General features: G+C 62.1%; 25 protein-coding genes. 15 read left to right on the plus strand and 10 right to left on the minus strand.

What is annotated here, in order from left to right; all coding sequences use genetic code 11:
• Positions 1 to 93: 93 nt before the first annotated feature.
• The 3 genes from ACFHWW_RS30960 to ACFHWW_RS30970 form a co-directional block, all read right to left on the minus strand.
• Positions 94 to 1,290, minus strand: coding sequence for an extensin family protein (locus tag ACFHWW_RS30960; RefSeq protein WP_338283583.1), 1,197 nt, complete (start codon positions 1,288 to 1,290; stop codon positions 94 to 96).
• Positions 1,291 to 1,539: 249 nt separating this feature from the next.
• Positions 1,540 to 2,094 (minus strand): Kazal-type serine protease inhibitor domain-containing protein, encoded by a 555-nt coding sequence (locus ACFHWW_RS30965; protein ID WP_338283581.1) that lies wholly within the window; start codon positions 2,092 to 2,094, stop codon positions 1,540 to 1,542.
• A 421-nt stretch (positions 2,095 to 2,515) separates the two neighbouring features.
• Positions 2,516 to 4,330: a methyl-accepting chemotaxis protein gene (locus ACFHWW_RS30970; protein ID WP_379943062.1), complete on the minus strand. Its 1,815-nt coding sequence runs from the start codon at positions 4,328 to 4,330 to the stop codon at positions 2,516 to 2,518.
• Positions 4,331 to 4,540: 210 nt separating this feature from the next.
• Here ACFHWW_RS30970 and ACFHWW_RS30975 point away from each other — a divergent pair, with 210 nt between their 5' ends.
• Both ACFHWW_RS30975 and ACFHWW_RS30980 read left to right on the plus strand, forming a co-directional pair.
• Positions 4,541 to 4,930: an acyl-CoA thioesterase gene (locus tag ACFHWW_RS30975; RefSeq protein ID WP_379943064.1), complete on the plus strand. Its 390-nt coding sequence runs from the start codon at positions 4,541 to 4,543 to the stop codon at positions 4,928 to 4,930.
• An 11-nt stretch (positions 4,931 to 4,941) separates the two neighbouring features.
• Entirely contained in the window at positions 4,942 to 5,532 is a 591-nt protein-coding gene (locus ACFHWW_RS30980) for a hypothetical protein (RefSeq protein WP_379943066.1), read from the plus strand.
• Between the two features lie 29 nt (positions 5,533 to 5,561).
• Here ACFHWW_RS30980 and ACFHWW_RS30985 read toward each other — a convergent pair whose 3' ends face one another.
• Positions 5,562 to 5,915: a DMT family protein gene (locus ACFHWW_RS30985; protein WP_100673067.1), complete on the minus strand. Its 354-nt coding sequence runs from the start codon at positions 5,913 to 5,915 to the stop codon at positions 5,562 to 5,564.
• A 213-nt stretch (positions 5,916 to 6,128) separates the two neighbouring features.
• On the opposite strand from ACFHWW_RS30985, the gene uvrB reads away from it, so the two are divergent.
• Both uvrB and ACFHWW_RS30995 read left to right on the plus strand, forming a co-directional pair.
• The gene (uvrB, locus tag ACFHWW_RS30990; RefSeq protein WP_379943068.1) at positions 6,129 to 9,122 is read left to right on the plus strand and encodes an excinuclease ABC subunit UvrB; all 2,994 of its coding nucleotides are present in this window, start codon (positions 6,129 to 6,131) and stop codon (positions 9,120 to 9,122) included.
• Positions 9,123 to 9,377: 255 nt separating this feature from the next.
• The gene (locus ACFHWW_RS30995; protein WP_379943070.1) at positions 9,378 to 9,992 is read left to right on the plus strand and encodes a hypothetical protein; all 615 of its coding nucleotides are present in this window, start codon (positions 9,378 to 9,380) and stop codon (positions 9,990 to 9,992) included.
• A gap of 236 nt (positions 9,993 to 10,228) precedes the next feature.
• On the opposite strand, the gene ACFHWW_RS31000 is transcribed toward ACFHWW_RS30995, so the two are convergent.
• Positions 10,229 to 10,846, minus strand: coding sequence for a J domain-containing protein (locus ACFHWW_RS31000; RefSeq protein WP_018095192.1), 618 nt, complete (start codon positions 10,844 to 10,846; stop codon positions 10,229 to 10,231).
• Between the two features lie 501 nt (positions 10,847 to 11,347).
• Between ACFHWW_RS31000 and ACFHWW_RS31005 the strand changes: the two genes are divergently transcribed.
• Positions 11,348 to 11,560 (plus strand): cold-shock protein, encoded by a 213-nt coding sequence (locus ACFHWW_RS31005; protein ID WP_003535347.1) that lies wholly within the window; start codon positions 11,348 to 11,350, stop codon positions 11,558 to 11,560.
• A gap of 128 nt (positions 11,561 to 11,688) precedes the next feature.
• Here ACFHWW_RS31005 and dusA read toward each other — a convergent pair whose 3' ends face one another.
• On the minus strand, positions 11,689 to 12,846 hold the full coding sequence (gene dusA, locus ACFHWW_RS31010; protein WP_379943073.1) for a tRNA dihydrouridine(20/20a) synthase DusA: 1,158 nt from the start codon (positions 12,844 to 12,846) through the stop codon (positions 11,689 to 11,691).
• A 209-nt stretch (positions 12,847 to 13,055) separates the two neighbouring features.
• Between dusA and ACFHWW_RS31015 the strand changes: the two genes are divergently transcribed.
• The 5 genes from ACFHWW_RS31015 (at position 13,056) to ACFHWW_RS31035 (ending at position 17,730) form a co-directional block, all read left to right on the plus strand.
• Positions 13,056 to 14,012 carry a cupin domain-containing protein gene (locus ACFHWW_RS31015; RefSeq protein WP_275597794.1) on the plus strand — a complete coding sequence of 319 codons (957 nt, stop codon included), beginning with the start codon at positions 13,056 to 13,058 and terminating at the stop codon, positions 14,010 to 14,012.
• Positions 14,013 to 14,144: 132 nt separating this feature from the next.
• Complete coding sequence (locus ACFHWW_RS31020; RefSeq protein ID WP_234819277.1) at positions 14,145 to 14,888, plus strand: nitroreductase family protein; 744 nt, start codon at positions 14,145 to 14,147, stop codon at positions 14,886 to 14,888.
• Between the two features lie 34 nt (positions 14,889 to 14,922).
• Entirely contained in the window at positions 14,923 to 15,468 is a 546-nt protein-coding gene (locus ACFHWW_RS31025; RefSeq protein ID WP_338283573.1) for a carboxymuconolactone decarboxylase family protein, read from the plus strand.
• A 191-nt stretch (positions 15,469 to 15,659) separates the two neighbouring features.
• On the plus strand, positions 15,660 to 16,577 hold the full coding sequence (locus ACFHWW_RS31030) for an NADP-dependent oxidoreductase (protein ID WP_338283571.1): 918 nt from the start codon (positions 15,660 to 15,662) through the stop codon (positions 16,575 to 16,577).
• Positions 16,578 to 17,055: 478 nt separating this feature from the next.
• On the plus strand, positions 17,056 to 17,730 hold the full coding sequence (locus ACFHWW_RS31035; RefSeq protein ID WP_379943076.1) for a hypothetical protein: 675 nt from the start codon (positions 17,056 to 17,058) through the stop codon (positions 17,728 to 17,730).
• 158 nt (positions 17,731 to 17,888) lie between these two features.
• On the opposite strand, the gene ACFHWW_RS31040 is transcribed toward ACFHWW_RS31035, so the two are convergent.
• Entirely contained in the window at positions 17,889 to 18,137 is a 249-nt protein-coding gene (locus ACFHWW_RS31040) for a hypothetical protein (RefSeq protein ID WP_100673706.1), read from the minus strand.
• A gap of 427 nt (positions 18,138 to 18,564) precedes the next feature.
• Here ACFHWW_RS31040 and ACFHWW_RS31045 point away from each other — a divergent pair, with 427 nt between their 5' ends.
• From ACFHWW_RS31045 to ACFHWW_RS31060, 4 genes are all read left to right on the plus strand, one after another.
• Positions 18,565 to 18,801: a DUF982 domain-containing protein gene (locus tag ACFHWW_RS31045; RefSeq protein ID WP_003536844.1), complete on the plus strand. Its 237-nt coding sequence runs from the start codon at positions 18,565 to 18,567 to the stop codon at positions 18,799 to 18,801.
• Between the two features lie 1,175 nt (positions 18,802 to 19,976).
• Positions 19,977 to 20,186: a hypothetical protein gene (locus ACFHWW_RS31050; protein WP_100673707.1), complete on the plus strand. Its 210-nt coding sequence runs from the start codon at positions 19,977 to 19,979 to the stop codon at positions 20,184 to 20,186.
• 187 nt (positions 20,187 to 20,373) lie between these two features.
• Positions 20,374 to 21,060: a fumarylacetoacetate hydrolase family protein gene (locus tag ACFHWW_RS31055; protein ID WP_379943079.1), complete on the plus strand. Its 687-nt coding sequence runs from the start codon at positions 20,374 to 20,376 to the stop codon at positions 21,058 to 21,060.
• 49 nt (positions 21,061 to 21,109) lie between these two features.
• The gene (locus tag ACFHWW_RS31060; protein ID WP_379943081.1) at positions 21,110 to 21,640 is read left to right on the plus strand and encodes a gamma carbonic anhydrase family protein; all 531 of its coding nucleotides are present in this window, start codon (positions 21,110 to 21,112) and stop codon (positions 21,638 to 21,640) included.
• A 9-nt stretch (positions 21,641 to 21,649) separates the two neighbouring features.
• On the opposite strand, the gene ACFHWW_RS31065 is transcribed toward ACFHWW_RS31060, so the two are convergent.
• Genes ACFHWW_RS31065 through ACFHWW_RS31075 form a run of 3 tightly spaced genes read right to left on the minus strand, consistent with a single transcriptional unit; the run spans position 21,650 to position 23,770 of the window.
• The gene (locus ACFHWW_RS31065) at positions 21,650 to 22,045 is read right to left on the minus strand and encodes a Fur family transcriptional regulator (protein WP_003536852.1); all 396 of its coding nucleotides are present in this window, start codon (positions 22,043 to 22,045) and stop codon (positions 21,650 to 21,652) included.
• Positions 22,045 to 22,872 carry a zinc ABC transporter permease subunit ZnuB gene (gene znuB, locus ACFHWW_RS31070; protein ID WP_275597790.1) on the minus strand — a complete coding sequence of 276 codons (828 nt, stop codon included), beginning with the start codon at positions 22,870 to 22,872 and terminating at the stop codon, positions 22,045 to 22,047. The genes ACFHWW_RS31065 and znuB overlap by 1 nt, the downstream gene beginning before the upstream one ends.
• Positions 22,865 to 23,770, minus strand: a complete 906-nt coding sequence (locus tag ACFHWW_RS31075) for a metal ABC transporter ATP-binding protein (RefSeq protein WP_018095205.1) — start codon at positions 23,768 to 23,770, stop codon at positions 22,865 to 22,867. The genes znuB and ACFHWW_RS31075 overlap by 8 nt, the downstream gene beginning before the upstream one ends.
• Before the next feature lie 143 nt (positions 23,771 to 23,913).
• On the opposite strand from ACFHWW_RS31075, the gene znuA reads away from it, so the two are divergent.
• Positions 23,914 to 24,927, plus strand: coding sequence for a zinc ABC transporter substrate-binding protein ZnuA (znuA, locus tag ACFHWW_RS31080; RefSeq protein WP_379943084.1), 1,014 nt, complete (start codon positions 23,914 to 23,916; stop codon positions 24,925 to 24,927).
• Positions 24,928 to 25,097: the final 170 nt, after the last annotated feature.

Consider the following 25,097-nt stretch of genomic DNA (forward strand, 5'->3'; position numbering starts at 1 on the left):
ACACCTGCACCGACATCGTCGACTCCTCCCCCGACATGAGGCCATCGCGGCGTCAGCCGGGCCGTCCAACCGATGGTCCGCTTGTGCAGCGTGCTAATCGCAGTGCCGGTAACCGGACTTGCGCGTGCGCAGATCGAAGTGGAAATGATCCTTGTGGAAAGGATCGCTGCCTGGTCCGAGCACCGTGTGGAAATACTTGCAGCTGTCCGTGCGCACCGCTTTCAGGAGCCCCCGCTCACGGAAAGCGAAGAAGCCCTTCTTGCGCACATCGATTTCCTTGCCGTTTTTCAGCACGAACTTGCCGACGTCTATCGCGTTGCCGCGCGCATGTTCCGACATGGGATTGCCGCGGCGGGAGTTCATCGTCCGGCAGGAATAGCCGCCGAGGGGCTTGATCGTCTTGACGCCCGACCAGTAACGGTAGCGCGACGACGGCGCCAGCTCGTATTTCACCCATTTGGCGAAGGCTTCCGTTACCTGGCAATTCAGCTTCACCGCAGGTTTGACGGCGATGTCGCCGGACAGGCCGCTGAGCTCGATCGGGTAGTCGATGCCACAGGACGGTCCGTTACGGACTCGCGGAACGTCGCGGAAGACGACGCCGAGCTTCTTCAACCGCTGCCGGCACGCGACCTCCGAGCCCGGCATTTCGCCGGTGTATTCCGGCGTGGACAGGGGGCTGCGGGCGCGCGGTATGAAAGCGATCTGCTGCGGCTGCTCAGTGCGCGTCGCCCGCTGCGGCTCGAGAACACGCCTTCTATTCACTTCCTCGGCCGCGCTCTGCGCGGGCGCAAGGGGCGGCAGGTCGGGATCATAGCCGGGATTCGCCTCAGGCATCGGCATAGGCTGCGGCGCTCCGGCAAGCTGGCGCACATCGCTGTCGCCGATACCGGCCACGACCGGCTGCGTCGTATTCCCCTCGGCGATCTCACCGGCCTGCTCCTGCGCCAGGCCGACCACCGGTTCGACGCCGAGCATGGCGTCCATGTTCACCCCCTCGCGCGGAACCGTCATCGATCCGGCCCCGGCGACCTGGCCCTGCGGCGCAAGGGCCGCATTACTGGAAGCCGGGGCAACGGAGGTCTGGCTGGCCATGGCGACCGGCTCTGACGACGGATAGGCAGCGACTTCCTGCTCCGGCATGGCTGCAGGCGCCGGCCTGATCGCGCCGACACGGGAGCTCCCGTCGATTCGGGCCGGTGGCGCAAGCACGTCGGTCGTGCAGGCAACGAGCGGAATGGACAACAGCAGCGCCGCCAGTGGACGATGAAGAAGAGAAACACACGCCATACTGATTGCCGCCTTCATCCATGACAAAGCTTCGGCCTTGTCCGTGCGCCGCCTGCCCACAGCCGAGAATGAACCTGCGGAATGTCGCCAAACGGGCGCTCGGTCGAGAAAGTCGGCTTTGCAAAGCAATTTAAGCAAACGTGGTAAACGAAGCCTTGCCGGCCGCACGCTAAATCGGGCGAGCGGGCACAAAGAAAAGGCCCGCATCCTTACGGGTGCGGGCCATTTTCGTTGTGGGTTTTTGTCCTGCTAACGGCATTCCCCGGGATGGGCGACGCGGAACCCGTCCGCTCGTGCCTCGCAGGCATTCGGGAACGTTCTTGATCGTCCATTGCGCTCGCCGCAGACCGGCGCGAATTCGCGCGTGCAGAACTGCGGCTGCTGCGGGCGATCATCCTCACGGCGGCATTCTCCGCGTGCGACGACGCGGAAGCCTTCGGCGCGCGCCATGCACGAATTTGGGAAGGTCTGCCTTCGCGGGCCGCGCTGGCCGCAAACCGGCGAAAACTCGCGCGTGCAGGCCCGCTCTTCCGGCGGACGGGATGCCGGACGGCACTCGCCGCGATGAACGACACGGAAGCCGTCGGCGCGTGCCTGGCAGGCATTGGGGAAGGTCCGAATGCGATTGCCGCGTTCGCCGCAGACGGGCGCGAATTCCATCGTGCACATTTGCGGACCCGGCGGGCGGATCGGTCCCGGACCGGGGCGCGGCTCGTCGACGACCACGGTACAGGCAGAAAGAAAGCCGGCGGCGGACAGGAAAATGGCGGCAGACTTCATAATGAAACGCTTGAAAGGCAACACAGGTCTCCCCCTTGGCTGGCATCTCGGATGCGGCCGGATCGGCGCGCGATAGCGACCGTCCTCCCGTCGCACCATCTCGCCTGTCTTACGGCCAGGCGTCAACTCCCGCGAGATGCGCCATCCACGCACCACCGACAGGAGCAGGCTCACCCGCCCGAACGACATCGGTTGAACGAAGAGGCCCGCGGCCGCTTGTTTGATTTCCTCATTCCTGTGCTTGTCACAGGAATCCAGCCAGACCAAGTCCTTGGGCTGAAAGAACGCTTCCCGCGCCGCAGACGCAGCGCTGCCCTCATCTCTGTGACAAGCACAGAGATGCAGCCCTCCGAAAAATTTCCCACAGCGCCGCGCATCTTATAAGACGCGCGGCGCTGTGGTGCTGCATATTTTGTCCACTGATCGGTTACGATCTCAACAGGTCTCAGGCTGCCCTGCCAAACGCCGGCTGTGCGCCCCGTTCCCCGAGCCTGAACTGTTCGAGCAGCGCCTTCAGCTCGCGACTTTCCTGCGCCAGCGTCTGGCTTGCCGCGGTCGTCTCCTCGACCATTGCGGCGTTCTGCTGCGTCATCTGGTCCATGCTGTTGACGGCCGTGTTGACCTCCTGCAGTCCGGTCGCCTGTTCCCGAGCAGCGGTCGCAATTGCGGCCACCTGCTCGTTGACGCGGTTGACCAGAGACTCGATCTCCATCAGCGCATCGCCCGTCGAGCGGACGAGTTCGACGCCGGCGCCGACCTCCTTCACCGAGGTGCCTATCAGCTCCTTGATCTCCTTTGCTGCGCCGGCCGAGCGTTGCGCAAGTTCACGGACCTCCTGGGCAACCACGGCGAAGCCGCGGCCGGCCTCCCCTGCCCGCGCCGCCTCGACGCCTGCATTCAGCGCCAGCAGGTTCGTCTGGAAGGCGATCTCATCGATCACGCCTATGATCTGGCTGATCCGGCTGGACGAGGCTTCGATCCGCCCCATCGCATCGATCGCATTGCGCACGATACCACCGGATTTCGCCGCACTCGCCTTCGTCTCGTCGACCATGTCGCGCGCTTCCAGGGCACGATCCGACGCCTGGCGTACGGTGGAGGTGATCTCGTCGAGAGCTGCGGCCGTCTCTTCAAGTGCCGCCGCCTGCTGTTCGGTCCGGCGCGAAAGATTGTTGGCCGCCTCTGAAATGTCGGCGGCACTGCCATGGACGATTTCGGTGGATTGGGAAATGGCGCCGATGACGTCGCGAAGCGCGGCGACCGCCGTGTTGAAGTCGTCCTTGAGCTTGGCGTATTCCGGCGCGATCCGGGCCACCGCGGCGGTGAGGTCGCCGTCTGCCAGCCGCTCGAGCGCGCCGCCGAGCGTCTCCATCGCCTCGGCCTGGGTAGCGGCAGTCGTACGCTGGCGCTCCTCGTTGCCGCGCCGTTCTGCGTCCAGGCGGTCCTGCTGCTCCGCCTCGCGCGATCGCAGTTCGAGGCGCTCCTTGACGGAGTCGCGCAGGACGACGAGCACCTGTGCCATCTGCCCGATCTCGTCGCCGCGATCGGTTTCCGAAACATCCGAGGAAAGGTCCTCGTCTGCGATCGCCCGCATCGAGACCTTCAGCTTTTCGATGGGCCGAACGACGCTGCGCACGATCGCCAGTGCCGCCATGAGGATCGCGAGCGCTGCCGCGACCAGAATGCCGGCCATCTGCCAGGCGCGCTCGCGGAACATGGCGGCCAGGTCGTCGGCATAAACACCGGTACCGACCACCCATCCCCAGGGCTCGAAACCGGCCACGTGCGAATATTTCAGCACGGGCTGGTCGGCGCCGGGCTTCGGCCAGTAATAATCGACGAAGCCCTTGCCGTGCGCCTGAACCGTCTTGACGAATTCCACGAACAGGAACTTGCCGTTGGGATCCTTGTTCTGCGTCAGGTCGGCGCCGTCGAGTTCGGGCTTGATCGGATGCATCACCATCTTCGGATGCATATCGTTCACCCAGAAATAGCCGCTGTCCTGATAGCGCATCGCCCGGATCGCCTCCAGTGCGCGGCCCTGCGCCTCCTCGCGCGTCAGCGTGCCGGCCTTTTCCTGGCCGTGATAGGCGTCGAAAACCTTGATCGCGTTCTCATTCATCGCCGCGAGCATGGCCTTGCGCTCGGCAACCAGCTTGTCCTGCGCCTGGATCAGTCCAAAGGTCAGCGCCGCCGCCATCGTCAAAAGCGCAAACGCGACCAGCGCGTAAAGACGCGCCGAAATTCGAATTCTTCTCATCCCCTGCCTCCATTTCGAGGCATGCAGAATATGAGCGGCTATTTGCAAAGCTCCTAACAAACGCTCACTAGATTTGAGGGTGATCAAATTAACGATAACACCGTCACGTGTGCCGCCTTTTGCTTCTTCAGCGTGGAATTGTTCCGGCGCCTCTTTGCTCGCCTGACGGCAGTGCGTTAAACCTTGTTCGTCAACAGGGAGACAGGCCGCATGAACGCAGCAAGCAAGCCGAATGGCGAACTGACCTTGCGCACCCTCGCAATGCCCGGCGACGCCAATGCCGCCGGCGACATCTTCGGCGGCTGGGTCATGGCGCAGATGGACCTTTCCTGCGGCATCCGGGCCGCCGAGCGCGCCAGGGGCCGCGTCGTGACTGCGGCGGTAAAGGAAATGGCCTTCGCCATGCCGGTGAAGATCGGCGACACACTCTGCATCTATACCGACATCGTAAAGGTCGGGCGGACGTCGATGACGCTCAAGGTCGAGGCATGGGCACAGCGTTACCTCTCGCATGTCATGGAAAAGGTCACCGACGCCATCTTCGTGATGGTCGCGCTCGACTCGACCGGCAAGCCGACGCCGGTTCCGCCCGAGCAATAAGGGCTTAGTTCATGGAGCAGGTGCAGCCCGATCCGGCGATCTTTTCGCACATACGCGTCGTCATGGGCATGGTGATCAGCCTCTCGCTTGCGCGGCTCCTCAGCGGCGTTGCGCTTTTCGTGCAGCACCCCGGCAAGACGAAGGTCTACTGGATACACCTCGGCTGGGTGCTGTTCATGTTCTTCTTCCTCGTCCATTTCTGGTGGAGGGAGTATCATCTGCACTCGCTGGCGGTGATCGACGTCAGCGTCTACCTGTTCGTCATCCTCTATAGCTGCGTCTTCTTTCTCCTCTGCGTCTTCCTCTTTCCGACGACTCTCGACGAGTACAGCGGCTACGAACATTATTTCATGTCCAGGCGCGCCTGGTTCTTCGGCTTCCTCGCCATCGCATTCGCAGTCGACCTCATCGACACAGCCTTGAAGGGCAAGGCCTATTTCCAGTCCTTCGGGATCGAATATCCGCTTCGCAACGCGGCCTATATCGCGTTCTGCATCATCGCGGCGGTCACGCCCGACCGGCGCTTCCATGCGTCTTTTCTGGTGGGCGCGGTTCTTTACCAGCTCACATGGATGTATCGCGCCTTCGACCTTCTCGATTGACGGGGGCAGATGCCGCTCGTGGCGATGTCTCACCCCTTGAAGATGAACGACGCCCCGAGCGCGATCAGCGCGAAGCCGATGAACTGATGCCAGCCGATCGGTTCCTTCAGCCAGAAAATCGAGAAGAGGACGAAAATGGTGAGCGTGATCACCTCCTGCATCGTCTTCAGTTGCGCCGCCGAATAGACAGAGTGTCCGATGCGGTTCGCCGGCACGGCCAGCCAATATTCGAAAAAGGCGATCCCCCAGCTCGCGGCGATGACGATGTAGAGCGGCGACGAAGTGAACTTCAGGTGGCCGTACCAGGCGAAGGTCATGAAGACGTTGGAGAGGAGCAGCAGGATGACCGGCCAGACATAGGCAGGATTGATGGCAAATGGCATGGAAACCTCGGGAAGAGCGCGAATCGCAGGCCGAGAATGCTCCGCCGAGTACCGGCGTTGCAAGTGCCTTCGGCTCCCGGTGCAGCGATGCGACCGTCGGTTCAAGCCGTCGCCTCGGAGGTCCGGGAAACGAGTGGAGGATCGCGGTCTTCCGTTTCCCTTTTGTACTCGTTCCCCCTTCACTTTCGACCGGACTCTGTCCATATTCCCGGCATGGCCAGATCACCGAAGAATTCCCCCAAGAAATCGTCGGCACCCGGCGGGTTCGAAGAAGCCCCGCAGGCGCCGCTTTCCGGTACGCCCCTTTCCGGCAATGTCTCCGACTGGGTGAAGCAGCTCGAATCGGAAGCGGAAGCGAGCACCTTCGAGAGCCGGCGCGAAGTTGCGTCCAAGGCCGGCAGGCATCGCAAGAAGGTGGAGATCTCCGCGTCGAAATCGGCCCGCGGCACATCGATGGGCGGAACGACCGATCCGAAGGCGCGTGCGGCCGCGGGGCTCAATCCCGTGGCCGGCCTCGATGTCGCCTTGGAGGATGCCGACAAGCTCACCTCCGGCTCGGGCGTCACCGCCACCGTCGAGGCGCTTGCCAAGCTCATCGAGAGCGGCAATCCGCTGTTCAAGGACGGCAAGCTCTGGACGCCTCACCGCCCGGCCCGGCCTGAAAAGTCCGAAGGCGGCATCCCGATCCGCATGCAATCGGACTACGAGCCGGCCGGAGACCAGCCGACGGCGATCGCGGACCTGGTCGACGGCCTCACCTCGGGCGAGCGCAATCAGGTGCTCCTCGGCGTCACCGGCTCGGGAAAAACCTTCACCATGGCCAAGGTAATCGAGGCGACGCAGCGCCCGGCCGTCATTCTGGCTCCGAATAAGACGCTTGCCGCGCAGCTCTATTCCGAGTTCAAGAACTTCTTCCCGGACAATGCGGTCGAATATTTCGTCTCCTATTACGACTACTACCAGCCGGAAGCCTACGTGCCGCGCTCGGACACCTACATCGAGAAGGAATCGTCGATCAACGAGCAGATCGACCGCATGCGCCACTCGGCGACGCGTTCGCTGCTCGAACGCGACGACGTCATCATCGTCGCCTCGGTCTCCTGCATTTACGGTATCGGTTCGGTCGAGACCTATACGGCAATGACCTTCCAGATGAGCGTCGGCGACCGGCTCGACCAGCGCCAGTTGCTGGCCGACCTGGTCGCGCAGCAATACAAGCGCCGCGACATGGACTTTCAGCGGGGCTCCTTCCGCGTGCGCGGCGACACGATCGAAATCTTTCCCGCCCACCTGGAGGATGCCGCCTGGCGCATCTCGATGTTCGGAGACGAGATCGACTCGATCACCGAGTTCGATCCGCTCACCGGCCAGAAGACCGGTGACCTCAAGTCGGTGAAGATCTACGCCAATTCGCACTATGTGACGCCGCGGCCGACGCTGAACGCCGCGATCAAGGCGATCAAGGAGGAAATGAGCCAGCGTCTCGCCGAACTGGAACGCGCCGGGCGCCTTCTGGAAGCGCAGCGGCTGGAGCAGCGCACCCGTTACGACATCGAGATGCTCGAGGCCACCGGCTCCTGCCAGGGCATCGAGAACTATTCGCGCTATCTCACCGGCCGCAGGCCCGGCGAGCCGCCGCCGACGCTGTTCGAATATATTCCGGACGATGCGCTGATCTTCATCGACGAGAGTCACGTCACCATTCCGCAGATCGGTGGCATGTATCGCGGCGACTTCCGCCGCAAGGCGACGCTCGCCGAGTACGGGTTCCGCCTGCCCTCCTGCATGGACAACCGGCCACTGCGCTTCGAGGAATGGGACGCAATGCGCCCCGACACCATCGCCGTGTCGGCAACGCCCGGCGCCTGGGAGATGGAACAGGCCGGCGGCGTCTTCGCCGAACAGGTGATCCGTCCGACCGGCCTCATCGATCCGCCGGTGGAGGTGCGCTCCGCCAAGACGCAGGTGGACGACGTGCTCGGCGAGATCCGCGAGACCGCCGCAGCGGGCTACCGCACCCTCGTCACCGTGCTCACCAAGCGCATGGCCGAGGACCTGACCGAGTATCTGCACGAACAGGGCGTGCGGGTGCGCTACATGCATTCCGACATCGACACGCTCGAACGCATCGAGATCATCCGCGATCTGCGCCTCGGCGCCTTCGACGTGCTGGTCGGCATCAACCTCCTGCGCGAGGGTCTCGATATTCCCGAATGCGGCTTCGTCGCCATTCTCGATGCCGACAAGGAAGGCTTCCTGCGCTCGGAAACGTCGCTCATCCAGACGATCGGCCGCGCCGCCCGTAACGTCGACGGCAAGGTCATCCTCTATGCCGACACGATCACCGGCTCGATGCAGCGGGCGATGGAGGAGACCAGCCGCCGCCGCGAGAAACAGATGGCCTACAATGCCGAGCACGGCATCACGCCCGAATCGGTCAAGGCGAAGATCTCCGACATCCTCGATTCGGTCTACGAACGCGACCATGTCCGCGCCGATATTTCCGGCGTCGCCGGCAAGGGCTTTGCCGATGGCGGCCACCTCGTCGGCAACAATCTCCAGGCGCACCTCAACGCACTGGAAAAACAGATGCGCGACGCCGCCGCGGATCTCGACTTCGAAAAGGCCGCACGCCTGCGCGACGAGATCAAGCGCCTCAAGGCGGCCGAACTGGCCGTGCTGGACGACCCGATGGCGCGAGAGGAAGCGAAATCGCAGGAGAGCAGCAAGCGGGCCAGCAAGGGCATGCCCGGCACAACGGACACCCTCCCCCTTGTGGGGAGGGTTGCGGAGGGGCAAGGCGACACCCCTCCCGGAGCTTCGGGCCACCCTTCCCACAAGGGGGAGGGAAAGACAGAATCCTACTTCCAGAAGCCCTCGCTCGACAATATGGGCCCGGGGACCGACACCGAACGTCCCCTCTTCCGCAAACCCGACCTCGATGAAATGGGCCGCGACGTGGCGATCCCCTCTTCCCGCGGCCGGGGAGAAGGTGCCCGAAAGGCAGATGAGGGGCAGTCGCTTTTCAGGAAAAACACCCTGGACGAAATGACCGTCGGCCGCACGGAGAAGCCGGTACCGGGACCGGCACCGGAGAAGCCGACCCTCACCCGCGCCAAGCCGGGCGTAGGGTCCTACGAGGAGCCGGCGGAGGAAAAGCGGCGCAAGAGCCGGACGAAGGGCAAGACGGGGCGTCCGGGACGCTGAGCCAGCCCTATCGGAATCCAAGGATCCCGATAGGACTGACACTGGGCCGTTGCCAGGCCTTTCCAGACATCGAATCAACCAAAGCGGTCGCTGCGAGAGCGACCTCAGAACGAGTGCAACGACGCCACCGTTACCCCAATTTTTTATGGGTAGCCCGAAATGATTAGCCCGACATACCCGCGAAACCCTTAAATTTTTACGGAACATTTCCTTCCCGACACGAATTTAAGTTGTCACTAATTTAGGGAGGAAAATATGAAAACCCTGGATGTATTTCTTACGAGCACCGGTCTGGCTCTTATGTCAGTCGGTTTTTCAACTTCGGCAACGATTCCCGCGCACGCCCAGAACCTTACGGGCCCCATGCTCATGGCCGAGCAGTGCAGCCCTCTGACCGACGCCAACTACGAAGCTTGCTGCATGGCTCAGAACAGAGCGGAAATCCTCACGGCCGGGCAAATAGAGCAATGCCCGCCCCTCTCCACGGCGGCCATCGGCAATTCATTTTCCACGACCTCCACCGACAGCGGTCCTCGCAACCTGAATGGCGATGACGGTGGCGGCGGCGGCGGTGGCGGCGGCGGTGGCGGCGGCGGCGGCGGTGGCGGCGGCGGTGGCGGCGGCGGCGGTGGCGGCGGCGGCGGTGGCGATCCCGGCGGTGGCGGTGGTCAAGACACCGGCAAGGGTAACCAAGACCATGGCAAGGGTAACCAGGACCATGGCAAGGGTAACCAGGACAACGGCAAGGGTAACCAGGACCACGGCAAGGGTAACCAGGACGACGGCAAGGGCAACCAGGACGACGGCAAGGGCAACCAGGACAACGGCAAAGGCAGCCAAGATCGCGGCCTTAAAGGTAACCAGGACTAACCAGGACGACGATAACAGCGATGACGGCGGGTCGGGCGCCTGAAGGATTGCTCGCAGGAGCGCTCGACAGCGCCGATGACAAATGACGAGAGCGCCGTGGCCGGCTCTCATAGCCGGCACGGCCAGTCCGGCTCCCGGCGCGTTCCGGAGAAAGTCGGGCTTGTTGAGCTATGCGCTTCGCGTTTCACAGCTCCAACGAGCAGTCACCCTGCCATGGACCGACGACCGCACCTGCTCTACTCCGCGGCGCGCGCCTTCGCCTCCACCGCTTCCAACTCGTACGAATATCCCTCGAGCATGGAGTAGGCCTGCTCGATCGCCTCGATCTGGGCTTCGGCGTTCCTGATCGCCTCGGCGATCGACTGGCTGCGGGCGCGCAGCATGGAGCCGAGCACGTCTGTCTCGGGCCGCCTGCCGATGCGGTCGAGATGCTTGCGCACGCGGGAGCGGTGGCGTTCCAGTTCCAGAATGTGGAAGCGGTTTTTGACGATATCATCGGAAAGCTTGCGTCGCATCGCCGCCACCGGATCGAAACTACCGGGCTCGCGTTCATCGAGTATGAAGTCGTTGACGAGGGTCTCCAGCATCATGAGGCCCTTGAGGTCTTTCGGGTCGGCGAGCTGGGGATCGTAACCGGTGTCATCGTAGACTTTGCGGCGCACCGGATCCTTCAGGAGATCGTAGGCCGCCTGCAGCTTGCCGAACTGCTCGGCATCACCGCCGCGGTCGGGATGCGCGGTCTTCACCGCCCGGCGATAGGCCGTCCGGACCGCCCGCTCGTCGGCGTCGCGCTCAATTCCAAGGAGGGCATAGGGATCGATCACGCCGGCCACCTGCTCATCGTCAACTCGCATATTCGTTTCCGGTACAGACCTACCGGTTCGCCGCGGCAGCAGCAAGCCCGCGAGGCTCACGGGGAGAGTGCAGGCTCAACCTAGTGCCGCGACGAAAATGTGGTCGAAACGAGGCAATCCACGACATTTGCCTCGCGACACACGGCACCGCGAGGTCACGCGGGCGCTTCGGCATAAGGCATTGCCCGCAGGTGCGGGACCGCAAGAACTCCCCTTGCCTTTTTCACGGAATACTGCCAATCCTATTGCCGTTCGGGCGTTTTCAATCCCGGAGACTGGACTTTCGCTTTGAGCCTGGCTTGACGCCGGGACAGCCGCAAGCGGCATCGTAGACGTCTTTTCCCCGATATCGTGACCACTCGACGCCTTTCAGCGCATTTCGCTGAAGACGACACGTTCGCTTCCTTCCGGGGGCGCGGACACACTACCTAAAGCAACCGATGCGTGATATTGAAGCGCAGGGTTGCGGCAAAGACAGACTGAAGGAAAAGGACTTCTTCCATGGCCACCAAAGGCATCGTCAAATTCTTCAACCAGGACAAGGGTTTTGGTTTCATCACGCCGGAAGGCGGTTCGAAGGACGTTTTCGTCCACATCACCGCTGTCCAGGCCGCAGGCCTCACGACATTGAACGATGGCCAGGAGGTCAGCTTCGACACGGAGCCGGATCGCATGGGCAAGGGCCCGAAGGCCGTCAACCTCCAGGCTCTCTAAGCCTGGCGTTCGACAAAGCGTGAAGAGCGGCGCTTCGCAAGAGGCGCCGCTCTTCGTTGGAGAGCACCCCATCCCACCTGCCGCCCGCCTTCCCCTCGCCGGCGAAGGAGACTGGCGGCGCAGTCGCGTCACTCTGCCGCCTGCCTTGCCGTTACCGCCTCGAACACCGCGTCGAAAGCGGTGTGGATGATTTGCGGACCGGCGTCCTTGCGGGTGGCGTCGGCAGAGAGTATCTGACGATAGCGCCGCGCGCCGGGCCAGCCTTGGAAGAGCCCGACCATGTGCCGCGTAACGTGGATCAGCCGGCCGCCATTCTCGATATGCGCAGCGGCATGGTTCGCCATGGCATCGCGGATACCGGACCAGAATTCCAGCGACAGATTATGGCTACGATCGGAAAAGCCGTCGGGGTCGATCGGCATGGGCGCGGCCCCCGTCAGCGGGTGGACGAAATAGCCGTCGGCGGCAGTCAGCAGGCCGCTGTCGTGATAGGCCGCACGGCCCAGCATCACACCGTCGAGAGGAGCGCCGCATGCGGCCTCTGCCGCAGTCCCGGTGGCTCCTCCCGTCGGTAGCGACCGCGGATCGAGGTGGGACAGCGCCTGATCCAGCTTTTGAAGACCCCCATTGAGACCAATGAAAAGATTCGTATTTTCCGCCTTGAGGCGGTGTACGAGGCCATAGTCGAGCGGCGGAACCTCGCGGTTCTCTCTCGGGCTCAGCCCTTTGAGCCATGCCTTTCGCGCATGCACCCACACGGCATCCGCTCCGGCATCCTTGACGCGCCCGACGAGGTCGCGAAGCGCTACTTCCGGATCCTGATCGTCGACGCCGATACGACATTTGACCGTGACCGGAATCTTGACCGCCGCCCTCATCGCCGCGATGCAGTCGGCGACCAACGCCGGCTCCTGCATCAGACAAGCCCCGAAGGTGCCGGATTGCACCCGGTCTGACGGGCAGCCGACATTCATGTTGATCTCGTCGTAGCCGAAGCCTTCTGCGATCCGCGCCGCCTCCGCCATCTTCGTCGGATCGCTGCCGCCGAGTTGCAGGGCGACCGGATGTTCAGAGGCATCGTGGCCGAGCAGCTTTTCCCGGTCGCCGCGCAGAATCGCATCCGCGACGATCATTTCCGTATAGAGCAAAGCATGCCTCGAGAGCAGGCGCGCGAAAAACCGATAATGACGATCGGTCCAATCGATCATCGGCGCAACAGCAAAGACGGGTGCCTTGAAGTACCTGTTTTTATCTTGCTTACCAGCGGTTTGCGCTGTTTCTTTCATGTCCGGTTGGCTCTCATTTGACGCGTTTTTACCCCGTTCCTGCTGTGCTATTGCTACAATGTAGCAAATGGCCGGAGGCTTATAGCAAAAACATGGGCACCATCGTCTAGCGAAGTGCCGGAATGGGCAGAAAGGCTATCGTCCCGGTGGAAGATGTCTGCCGCGACTATTTCAATCACATGGCGATTTCCTGAAAGTATCGAGGTTCAATGTCTGAAGTCGATTGGTTGAGCCATCTCCTGCAAATCGTCACCGTAACCGGTCAGCTCGAGGTCCGCTGTACCTACGGTGCGCCATGGCGTGTGGACTGGGGCCGGGCTGCGGCGAACGAAATCCCCTACCACGCCATCGTCCAGGGACGGGCCATTTTCGAGGATCCGGAGACGAAAACGACGAGGGAGTTGGTGAGCGGAGATATCGTGCTGCTACCTCATGGTGCGGCGCATGTACTGCACGACGGTAGCGGGCAAACTCCTATCCATACCCGGCAACACCGGAGGTCTGCCGGATGGATGCTGAGCGAGAACGATAGCCAGGGCGAGCAACTCGATCTGTTGTGCGGTCGATTTTTCATCGCGCCGCCTCATGACCGACTGATCCGTAACTACCTCCCCACAAATCTCGTGGCGCGGGCCACGGACAGCCGTGGAGAAGATGGTATCGGTTCCGCTTCCAACCAACTGGCCAGTCTGGTGAGGCTGATGCGTATGGAGTCTGCCGGCGACCGAGCGGGAGGACGCGCCGTTCTCAACGCCCTTTCTTCGGCCCTGTTCACACTGGTACTGCGAGCGGCGAGCGAATCCGAGAAAGCCCCTGAAGGCTTGTTGGCCCTGGCCGGCCATCCGCGACTTGCTCCAGCCATTGCGGCCATGCTTGGCGATCCGGCCCATCCATGGAAACTGCCTGATCTGGCGGATTTGTGCGGCATGTCACGCGCCACGTTCATGCGGCACTTTCAAGACAGGCTAGGTTGCTCCGCGCTCGATTTGTTGACCGATCTCCGCATGAGTCTGGCAGCCAACGAACTCAAGAAGCCGGCGATAAGCACTGAAGCCGTGGCCGAGACGGTGGGATATCAATCCGTTTCCGCATTTCGACGGGTGTTTGCGGAAAGGATGGGGATGACGCCGGGGGAATGGCGCCGACTGGCGCACAATGGCGCGTAGGCCCCAGGACGATCTTAGCTCATATGCGCTAGTTTGATCCTTTCGCGCATCATATTGAGCCAATCCAGTCTCGATGTTTGCATCGTCATTCGTAAATTGGGTTCCGTCATCACTTGATGAAGGAGCCATCCAATGAACTGCATCAGTATCGCCGCCAACGAAACCGCAACGGGCACAGACGCCGAAATCCACGCACGGACCGAGATCCCCGGAATCGCTCTCGCGCCCCAACCGTCCCATTCGCACGCGCAGCCAACGCCGACGAATGCCGTCATCGAAACCATTCTGAGCCGTAGTGCTGCCAAGTACTACGACCCAGCCGCCACCCTGAGCGATGGTGAGATCCGCGACCTGGTGCGGATCGGCACCTCCGCGCCGACATCGTTCCACCTGCAGAACTGGCGGTTTATCGCAGTCCGTACGCCTGACGCCAAGGCACGGCTACGTCCGATCGCCTGGAACCAGCCCGCAATCACCGACGCCGCCGTTACCTTCATCATCGTCGGCAGGTTGGCCGATGCCAGCACCGTCCCGGAGCGCCTGGCGCCGGTAGTGGAAGCCGGCATCATGCCAGCGCACCTGGTGCCGGAATGGGAAATCCCCGCTCGCGGGCTGTATGACGGTCAACCCCAACGGCAGCGCGACGAGGCGGTACGTTCCGCTACCTTCGGCACCGCGGCCATCATCTATGCAGCTCGCTCCCTCGGCCTGGGTTCGACGCCGATGATCGGGTTCGACGCGGAAGCCGTGCACCGCGAGTTCGGCCTGACCGAGGACGAAGTGCCGGTCATGCTTCTGACCGTCGGGCCGGAGCGGACCGGCAACTGGCCGCAGAAGCCGCGCCTGCCGGTGGCCGACGTCCTGTCCTTTGCATAATCCACAGTCCAAACAGTTACTTATGGAGAGTATGATGTCTAGAACTATTGCCCTGGAACCCGAACATGTACCGGCAGAATCGAAACCAACTCTCGATGCATTCACGAAGAGCATCGGGTTCACCCCAAATATGATGGCGGCCTTCGCGCAGAGCCCGATCGCGTTCAACGCATGGGCCACGCTGCTTGGCTCCCTCAGCAAGGCGCTCGATGTGAGGACGCGCGATAGTATCGGCCTTGCCGTCTCGGAGGTGAATGGCTGCAATTATTGCCTGACGGTCCACAGCTACACCGCGGAACATATGGCAAAGTTATCGGCGGATGACATCATTCTCGCCCGGAAAGGTCATGCAAACGACCCGAAACGAGACGCCGCAGTCCAGTTCGCGCGCAAAGTCATCAAGGCCCGAGGGCACGTTGGTGATGCCGATCTGAAAGCCGTCCGCGATGTCGGCTACACCGATGCGAACATCATCGAGATCGTTGCGCTGGTCGCCATGTACTCCCTGACGAACTTCTTCAACAACGTGTTCGACCCCGAGCGGGACTTTCCCGCCGTTACCTCGGCCGGCTCTATCTAAGCCCGGTCCTGCCGCAATCTCCGCGCGGTTGAACCCGAAATAAGCCGGGCTCGCCGCGCGACATCACACAGCAACTCGACAACAAGGTCTTCGAAAAGGCGTCAAGCCGGTAACGAGTTGCGCGGGAGGTCGAAAACATCTTCCACGCCTGAATTTATCCAAACCAACAAATATCTGAGGAGACAATTCCCATGAAAGCGATCGTAGTGACCGACCAGGCTGCGGGAACAGCCGGAATGAAGCTGGTGGAGCGACCCGAGCCGCAAGCCGCGATAAACGACGTCGTCGTTGAGGTCCATGCGGCGGGTTTCGTCAACACCGAACTGGATTGGCCTTCAACCTGGACGGATCGGGCCTTTCGTGACCGGACGCCATCGATTCTCGGCCATGAGCTGGCCGGTGTGATCACCGCGCTGGGCTATGGCACCACGGGGCTGTCGATCGGCCAGCGGGTGTTCGGCCTGTCTGACTGGTATCGCGACGGCACACTCGCTGAGTACGTCGCCATGGAGGCCCGCAACCTCGCGCCATTGCCCGGCAACGTCGACTTCACGGTGGGCGCAAGCCTGCCAATATCCGGCCTGACCGCATGGCAGGGACTGTTTCAGCATGGCCGCCTGCAGGCGGGGCAGAGCGTCCTCGCACACGGCGCAGCTGGCGCCGTCGGCTCGATCGTGACGCAGCTTGCGCGGGAAGCCGGCGCCTATGTCATCGGCACCGGACGCGCCGCTGACCGCCAGAGAGCTCTGGACTTCGGTGCAAATGAATTCGTCGATCTTGGAAACGACACCCTGGAAGACGTCGGGCGCGTCGATCTGGTATTCGACGTTATCGGCGGCGATGTTCAGAGGCGGTCCGTAGCGCTGATCCGGGCCGGAGGAACGCTTGTGACAGCCGTCGGACCGACGGATATCCGACCTGTGGATGGCCTGGTGGTTGACTTCGTCGTAGAGGCTGATCGTGGCCAGCTCTCGGAGATCGTTCAGCGCGTCCGGGACGGAAGACTGCGGACGAACATCGGCAAGATTTCGAGTCTGGACGATGCGATCGCCACCTTCAATTCCACGGAGCGACGCGCCGGAAAGACGGTCATCCGCGTTCTCCCGTGAGGACTTGGCGAGAACCGAGGATATTCGCGGGGGACTCGAAGCAGCCGCATCTTCCTGCCGGATAGGCCTCCATGCGACGGCGGCCACCGCAAAGACCGGTGCCTTGAAATACCGTCTTCCCGTCTGTGGCACCGATTCCATCCTGTCTCGTCAGCGCATTGCTACATACGGCAGCGGTCCGAGGCTTGTAGCAAATCACGCGCACAATCGCCGAGTGAAAGAGGGATCGTTAATATAACCGATAGAAGAAACAGATCCGAAACAGATGTTCGGATGTATTGTTCCTTCGCAACTAATACTGTCGATTGTATCTTGTGGCAAAATTCGGGCGGATCCTGAGGGCTGTAACTGGATATTCTGTTGAAGATCAGACGGTTATAATATTCTTGCGTAAGGCATCACTTTCTGTGCCATCCTGCGCCGCGCTGGAGGCTGAGGTTCGAAACATGTCCTAAACTTTAGGGAAGGAAGCAGGACAATGCGTAGAACAGGAAAAACTATCATCGGCTCATTGCTTGGTCTCGCCTATGTCGTTGCCACGCCATTTGCCTCACTCGCGTCGTTCGATGACGGCCTGCGTCAGAGTACAGCGCTTGCCGGTCCTCATGGTGACGTCCTTGTCGTTGCCGACGCCGGGAGCGCGCCAGCCGGAGGTCAGGAGACGGGCTCCGGTGGCGGTCAGGACAGCGGCTCCGGCGGCGGTCAGGATACCGGCTCCGGCGGTGGCCAGGACAGCGGTTCCGGCGGCGGTCAGGATACCGGTTCCGGCGGCGGTCAGGATACCGGCTCCGGCGGCGGTCAGGATACCGGCTCCGGCGGCGGTCAGGATACCGGCTCCGGCGGTGGCCAGGACAGCGGTTCCGGCGGTGGCCAGGACAGCGGTTCCGGCGGCGGTCAGGATACCGGCTCCGGCGGCGGTCAGGATAACGGTTCCGGCGGCGGTCAGGATAGCGGCTCCGGCGGTGGCCAGGATAGCGGCTCAGGCGGCGGTCAGGACAGCGGCTCCGGTGGCGGTCAGGACAGCGGCTCCGGTGGCGGCGAAGGCTCCGGTGGCGGCGAAGGCTCCGGCGGCGGTCAGGACAGCGGCTCAGGCGGTGGCCAGGATAGCGGCTCCGGCGGCGGCGAAACTCCCGCTTCCACGTCGAGCGACTGACACGGTACCAATAGTCGTTGGATCACGATGATTCAGGTCGGGTCGACCTAACATCATGAACGTGATCGACTCTACGAAGTTAGAGCGGGATGCGGGCGGAAAACGGCACACTTTTCTCCTCATCCCGCTCTACTACCGCAATCAGACGCGGTCGAAGCTCATTGAAATCCCGCCTGGCGGAACCACTCCTGGATGCCGGCAAGAACCTCCGCCTTGGCGCCCTCGAGCGTCGGCGCGTAGCGGAAGCCCGTTTCACCGGTACCGTTGCAATGGGAGATGCGCCAGGCCCAATCGCTCATGGCCTGACGTTTCATGACGAAGGCGACTTCATGTCTGCCAAGCATCGCGCAGAAAGTCCCATTCTGCAGCGGCAACCAAGTCAAACGGATCTCTGCAACCCTCACCATTCGAGCCCTCCAACAGCAGAAAAGGTATAGAATGGGGGCCAAGTGCTTGAAACCCCGCCTTTTGAGGGGATGCAGCGCAATACGGGTGGCGAGGGAAAGGACAACTCCAGATAAGGGCTCCTTCGACCATGAGCAAAGCGTCGCTGCGGCGAAGATATCTGATCGGCCGCGGCGGCGGGCAGGAGGAAAATCGTGTTCCAGCAAAATTGCGGACAAACCGGATTCCCTGAGCTACATTGAAGCGCTCGGCTCGTTCTCCGGGCTTCTCGGGAGGGAACCCGGCAGGCCCGACAGCGTTCTTGTACATGATCCCGGGAACGGGAAAGCGGCGATCGAAGCCGGTGTCCGTCGCTTTGTCGCCCGATTGGAACCGAACATACCCTGACGCGGCCTGATTGCCGCGTCGCTGCGATCCAGGAGGAGAAGCATGCAGGTCTTGTGGAGCAATCCCATCGAGCTTGGAATGACCGGGGGTGACGTGCGCATGGTCAAGGGACCGTCCGACGCGCTCCGTTGCCTCGCAGACCATTGGCCGTATCGCGGCCCCTACTATGTCGCCGCGCGCAGCGCGTGCCGCGCCGCGATCGACGGGCGTCGTACCTGCGAGGAAGCACGCAGACTCTTTCTTTCCGCCGCTGAGGAGGCGCGTCTTAAAGCGCACTAGGGCCTGTTGAGATTCATTTTGAGTTTATGACGGCTGCTGAGAGATGGATAATGGCGTTGAAGCTCTATTCGGTTTCGTCGGCACACATGGCGATGCAGCTCAAAGTGCTCCAGCGACCTTTGCGCGTCTCATAAGACGCGCGGCGCTGTAGGAAACTGTCAGAGGACTACAAACTTTCCTCCCTCCCCATCTCTGTGCTTGTCACAGAGAGGAGAGCAGCGCCGCGTCTGCGGCGCGGGACGCGTTCTTTCAGCCCAAGGACTTGGTCTGGCTGGATTCCTGTGACAAGCACAGGAACGAGGAAATCAAACAAGCCGCCGCGGGTGGCCCGAATCTCAACAGGGCCTTAGGAAGGTATCGGAGGACTGGAATCTCTCCTCCGTCCTCGTGCTTGTCACAGGGATCCAGCAGCGCCGCGTCTGCGGCGCGCGAAGGGTTCTTTCAGCCCAAGGACTTGGTCTGGCTGGATTCCTGTGACAAGCACAGGAATGAGGAGATCAAACAGGCGGCGGCGGGTGGCGCGCTTCTCAACAGGCCTTAGGAAGGTATCGGAGGACTGCAATCCCTCGTCGCCTCATCCCGTGCTCGTCACAGGGATCCAGCAGCGCCGCGTCTGCGGCGCGGGAGCGTTCTTTCAGCCCAAGGACTCGGTCTGGCTGGATTCCTGTGACGAGCACAGGAATGAGGAAGCCAAACAGGCGGCGGCGGACGGCCCGAATCTCAACAGGCCTTAGCTCACGATATGCGGGCAAACGACCGCAACACTGATCGATCCTTTGCGCTTGCGGTTATAGAGGTTGTCGATGACGATAGCTGATTGGCGACGATTTTCCGCCTGGGTGGATCGATGCTGGGCGCCTCCAGTCGGACCCCGTGTATTGGTAATACAATTCTTGTGCGGCGCAATATTCGGTCACACCCGGCCGGTCGGCTTGAAAAACAAAGAAACCTCTAATATAACCGTTCCCGTGTGTTAATCCGCGAATATGAGAATGCGATCTTTGCAATCGCGCGGTCCAGCCTCGAAATGAGTGTGAAAACTTCGCGAATTCGCCCGATTTCTGTCGTGAAGGCTTCATCTGGCGGCGTTATATTCTATTCCGTCTTACAAAAACCAATATCGAATGTTTAAGGTCCCATCAAAAGAGGGACATAAGAAATAATACGGGAGAGCTATGATGAGAGAGCGTAATCTCTATCGTATCGTCGAAGTCAGCATGAGGCGCGAAAGCGGCCGTAAGGAAATCGGCATCATGACCGTGCGCCAGGCCCTTGAGCTTCCCCAGGTACCAAGCCTCGAATACAGTCATCCGGAACTCAACTCGCGGTCCGACGGCCGCTTCCTCACGCGTGACCAACTCGAGGCCTATGCGCGCTGCGCCTGACCCCGAGAGCACGGCTCCGGCATCATTCTCACGCCCTGCCTATTGCAGCAGCCCGTCCGGCTGCTAACGTCCTTCTCTCCAGATTCGCTTCGGCGTCGCCCTGACCTAGGGGGCGGTGCTGGTGCGTCGATTTCTGCGAACGAACCGCTCGGACCAAACCGAGACCGAATGATGGAGCCGGACGATCATGCAGACAGCCCTGACACCCCCGCCCCTCGTCCTGCTGCCGATCTCCGGCAGCCCCGTCGGGTTTCCGGTGCGCCGGGTCTATTGTGTCGGCCGCAACTATGCGGCCCACGCCCGCGAGATGGGTCACGACCCGGACCGTGAGGCGCCCTTCTTCTTTCAGAAAAACGCCGACAATCTTCTGCCGCCGGGCGAGGATTTTCCCTATCCGACGCGCTCTTCCGAGGTTCATCACGAGGTTGAGCTGGTCGTCGCCATGCGCACCGGGGGCGCGGACATTCCCGTCGAGCAGGCCGCCGATCACATCTTCGGTTATGCCGTCGGCATCGACTTCACCCGCCGGGATCTGCAGGCGGAAGCCAAGAAGGCGGGCAAGCCGTGGACGGCCGCCAAGGCGTTCGAGCATTCCGCGCCGGTTTCCGCGATCGTCCCCGTCACCGCGATCGGTCATCCCGCAAGCGGCAATATATGGCTCAAGGTCAATGGCGAACTGCGCCAACAGGGCGACCTCGACCAGATGATCTGGAAGGTGCCCGAGATCATCGCCGAGCTTTCCCGCCTCTTCACTCTCGCGCCGGGCGACATCATCATGACCGGAACGCCGTCGGGTGTGGGTGCCGTCACGCAAGGCGATGTCGTAGCCTGCGGCATCGACGGGATCGGCGCGATCTCCGTCAACATCGTTTGAGAAACGGAAGGGCGAAATTCACCGCCTTCGACCAAAGGACGCAGCCGCCATGCCGCTTTACGCTCTAGGACCGCTCAGACCGCAGACGCCGACCGAAGGCAGCTTCTGGGTGGCGCCGGACGCAACCATCATCGGGCAGGTTGAGCTCGGCGAGGACGTCGGCATCTGGTTCGGCGCGACGCTGCGCGGCGACAACGAGCCGATCCGCATCGGCGCGCGCACGAACATCCAGGAGGCCGTCATCATCCATGTCGATCCCGGTCACCCGGTTTCCATAGGCGAAGGCTGCACCATCGGTCACCGGGCTATCGTTCACGGCTGCACCATCGGCGACAATTCGCTGATCGGCATGGGAGCGACGATATTGAACGGCGCGAAGATCGGCCGCAATTGCCTCGTCGGCGCCAACGCGCTGGTCACCGAGGGGAAGGAATTCCCCGACAATTCTCTCATCGTCGGCGCCCCGGCCAAGATGGTGCGGACCCTCGATGACGCCGCCGTCGAAGGATTGAAGCGTTCGGCCGAACATTATGTGAAGAATTGGCAGCGTTACGCCGCCCAACTTACGCTGCTGGATTGATACGCGGCCTCACGCGCAGCTCTTGCAGTGTCCACGGATCTCGATCGTCGTCTTCTCGGTCTTGAACTCCTGCGCGCGCACGAGCGTGGAAAGCCGATCCTCGATCACCTCGTCATGAAACTCCGTCACCTGGCCGCAGCCTTCGCAGATGGTGAAGGCCGTGACACCGTGGTCGTGCTCGTGTTCATGCGGGCAGCTGCAGGCCACGAAGGCGTTGAGGCTCTCCAGCCGATGAACCAGCCCGTATTCGAGCAGCTTGTCGAGCGCGCGATAGACCTGCAGCGGTGCGCGAAAGCCATTGTCGCGCAGCTTGTCGAGAATGGTGTAAGCGCTCATCGGACCGTCCGAATGGGCAAGCGCCCCCATCACCAGCGACTGGTTCTTGGTCAGTTGGGGCGTAACCATCAGTGATGTCCTCCATCCGAAGTATGCGGGGCGCTCTCGATCCGGCGGCCGACCGGCAGCAGACTCAGCACGAAAAGGACCAGCGCGGCAACCACGATCGACGGTCCCGACGGCGTATCCCAGTGAAGCGAGCCGAAAAGCCCGCCGGCAACGGCGACCGCGCCGATCAGCGAGGCGTAGACAGCCATGACTTCCGGAGACGAGGCGAAGCGACGGGCGGTTGCCGCCGGTATGATCAGCAGCGAGGTGATCAGCAGGATGCCGACGATCTTCATGGCGATCGCAATCACCAGAGCCATCAGCAGCATGAAGAAGAACCGCGCCCTCTCGGGCTCGAGGCCTTCCGCTTCGGCCAGCTCCGGATTGACGGTCGATGCGAGCAACGGCCGCCAGAGATAGACCAGTGCGAAGATCACCAGAATGCCACCGCCCCAGACGATGTCGATATCGGCGCGGGATACCGCGAGGATGTCGCCGAAGAGGAAGCCGACGAGGTCGATCCGGACCCAGGTCATGAAGGCGACGATGACGAGGCCGATCGACAGCGCCGAGTGCGAGAGAATGCCGAGCAGCGCGTCGGTGGAGAGCGCGCCGCGCTTCTGCAGGAAGAGAAGCAGCACCGAGACGACGGAAGCGACGATAAACACGCTTACCATGAGGTTGAGGTCCATGAGCAGCGAGAGCGCCACCCCGAGCAGCGCCGAATGTGCCATCGTATCGCCGAAATAGGCCATGCGACGCCAGATGACGAAGCAACCGAGCGGCCCGGCGACCATGGCGATGCCAATTCCGGCGACGAGCGCGCGAATGAAGAAATCGTCAAGCATCGCGCTTCTCCGTCCCGTAACCCTGGAGCCGCGCGTGATGGCCGCAGCCGCAGTCCGGATCGTGATCGTGAATGTTGTCGGCCTCTTCGTCATGATGGTGGCCGTCGTCCGGGAAGCAGCTTTCGGTGATGCTGCCGTCGGCATGCAGCACCCGCCCGTCCGGGAGGTGCGTATGGTCGTGGTGATGACTGTAAACCGCAAGCGCGCCGGCGGCCCGGCGGCCGAAGAGTTTGAGATATTCCGGACTCTGGCTCACCACCTGCGGCGTTCCGCGACAGCAGACGTGGCCGTTGAGGCAGACGACCGTATCGGTTTCCGCCATGACGATATGGAGATCGTGGGAAATGAGCAGGATACCGCAGCCGGTGCGGTTGCGGATCTGCTTGATCAATTCGTAGAGGGCTATCTCCCCGGAAAAATCGACCCCCTGCACCGGCTCGTCCAGGACCAGCAGGTCGGGTTTGCGGGCGATTGCGCGGGCAAGCAGCGCCCGCTGGAACTCGCCACCCGAAAGGTGCTGCACCTCGGCCTTCGCCATGTGTAGCATGCCCGTCGCTGCGAGCGACTCTTCGATCTCTCGCCCCTTGAGTGGGCCAGTCAGCGTCATCAGCCGCTCCACCGTCAGCGGCAGCGTCCAGTCGACGGCAAGCTTCTGGGGCACATAGCCGACTTTCAGCCCTGCGAGCCGGTCGACGTGTCCCTCATCCGGCTTGAGAACCCCGATCGCCGTCTTCGCCGTCGTCGATTTTCCCGACCCGTTCGGCCCTATGAGGGTGACGATCTCGCCGCGGCTGATCGAAAAATCGACGCCGCGCACCAGCCATCTGCCGTTTCGCCGCACTCCGGCATTGGCGAGGCTGACCAAGGGCGTCGTTTCTGGTGATCGGAAGTTCAACATCAAAAAGTTCCGGCTGGTGGTTGCCACTGGCTATCGCACACGTTATAGCATAACGCAATTGATGTAATAACATAACAACGCCGTTTCAAGCAATGTCCGGCCGTAAACGCCGGCTGCAGCAACCGGACAATTCGGAGAAAACGATGAATTCGACGACTGCCCTCCTGTTCGCCTCGACGCTTCTCCTTGCCTCCCCCGCATTTGCGGAGGCGCCCAATGTGGTCGTCTCGATCAAGCCGGTCCATTCGCTGGTCGCCTCGATCATGCAGGGCGTCGGCGAACCCTCGCTCATCGTCGAGGGCGGCGCCTCCCCTCATACCTACACCATGAAGCCGTCGAACGCCGCGGCACTGCAGGCGGCAAAGGTCGTGTTCTGGGTCGGACCGGGCCTGGAGGCTTTCCTCGACAAGCCGCTTGATACGCTCGGCACGGGTGCCCAGGTGGTCGAACTCGGCGAGGCTCCCGGGCTGGAGAAGCTGAAGTTCCGCGAGGGCGGCGCCTTCGAGGGGCATGATCACGGGGAAGAGGGGCACGGCGGGGAAGCCGGCCACGAAGATCACGGCGATGCCCATGCCGGCGAAGCGGACGGTGCCGAGCATGCCGATAAGCATGACGATCATCATCATGCCGAAGGCGAATTCGACATGCATATGTGGCTCGATCCGATGAACGCCAAGGCCATGGCGACGGAGATCGAGAAGACTTTGGCCGCCGCCGATCCGTCCAACGCCGCCACCTACAAGGCCAATCTGGAGAGGTTCAACGAGCGGATCGACGCTCTCGACAAGGGTCTCGCCGAGACGGTGGCTGCAATCAAGGACAAGCCTTTCGTCGTCTTCCACGATGCCTATCAGTATTTCGAGAACCGTTACCAGGTGCGCGTCGCCGGTTCGATCACCGTCAGCCCGGAAGTGCTGCCCGGCGCGGAACGGCTCTCCGAGATCCGCGCGAAGATCAAGGAATTGGGCGCGACCTGCGTCTTCACCGAGCCGCAGTTCGAGCCTAAGCTCGTCAGTGTCGTCATCGAAGGCACGCCGGCGAAATCCGGCACGCTCGATCCGGAAGCCGGCACACTCGAGGCCGGACCGGATCTCTACTTCCAGATGATGGAAAACATCGGCGTCTCGCTGAAGGAATGCCTATCTTCGGCGAGCTAAGGCCTGTTGAGATTCGGGCCACCGCCGCCGCTTGTTTGATCGCCTCATCCCTTATGTGGACGGCTTCCCCTTGCAAGTGTTTTTTGCAGATTTTTTGATCGGATCGCTTGCTTCCATATGTTCGGCCTTTCGGTGTGGCCGCACAGGGCCACTGGCCAAGATGGTTTCCG

The sequence above is a fragment of the Sinorhizobium sp. P24N7 genome, assembly GCF_042436655.1.
In the GTDB taxonomy this organism is placed as follows: Bacteria; Pseudomonadota; Alphaproteobacteria; order Rhizobiales; family Rhizobiaceae; genus Sinorhizobium; species Sinorhizobium meliloti_A.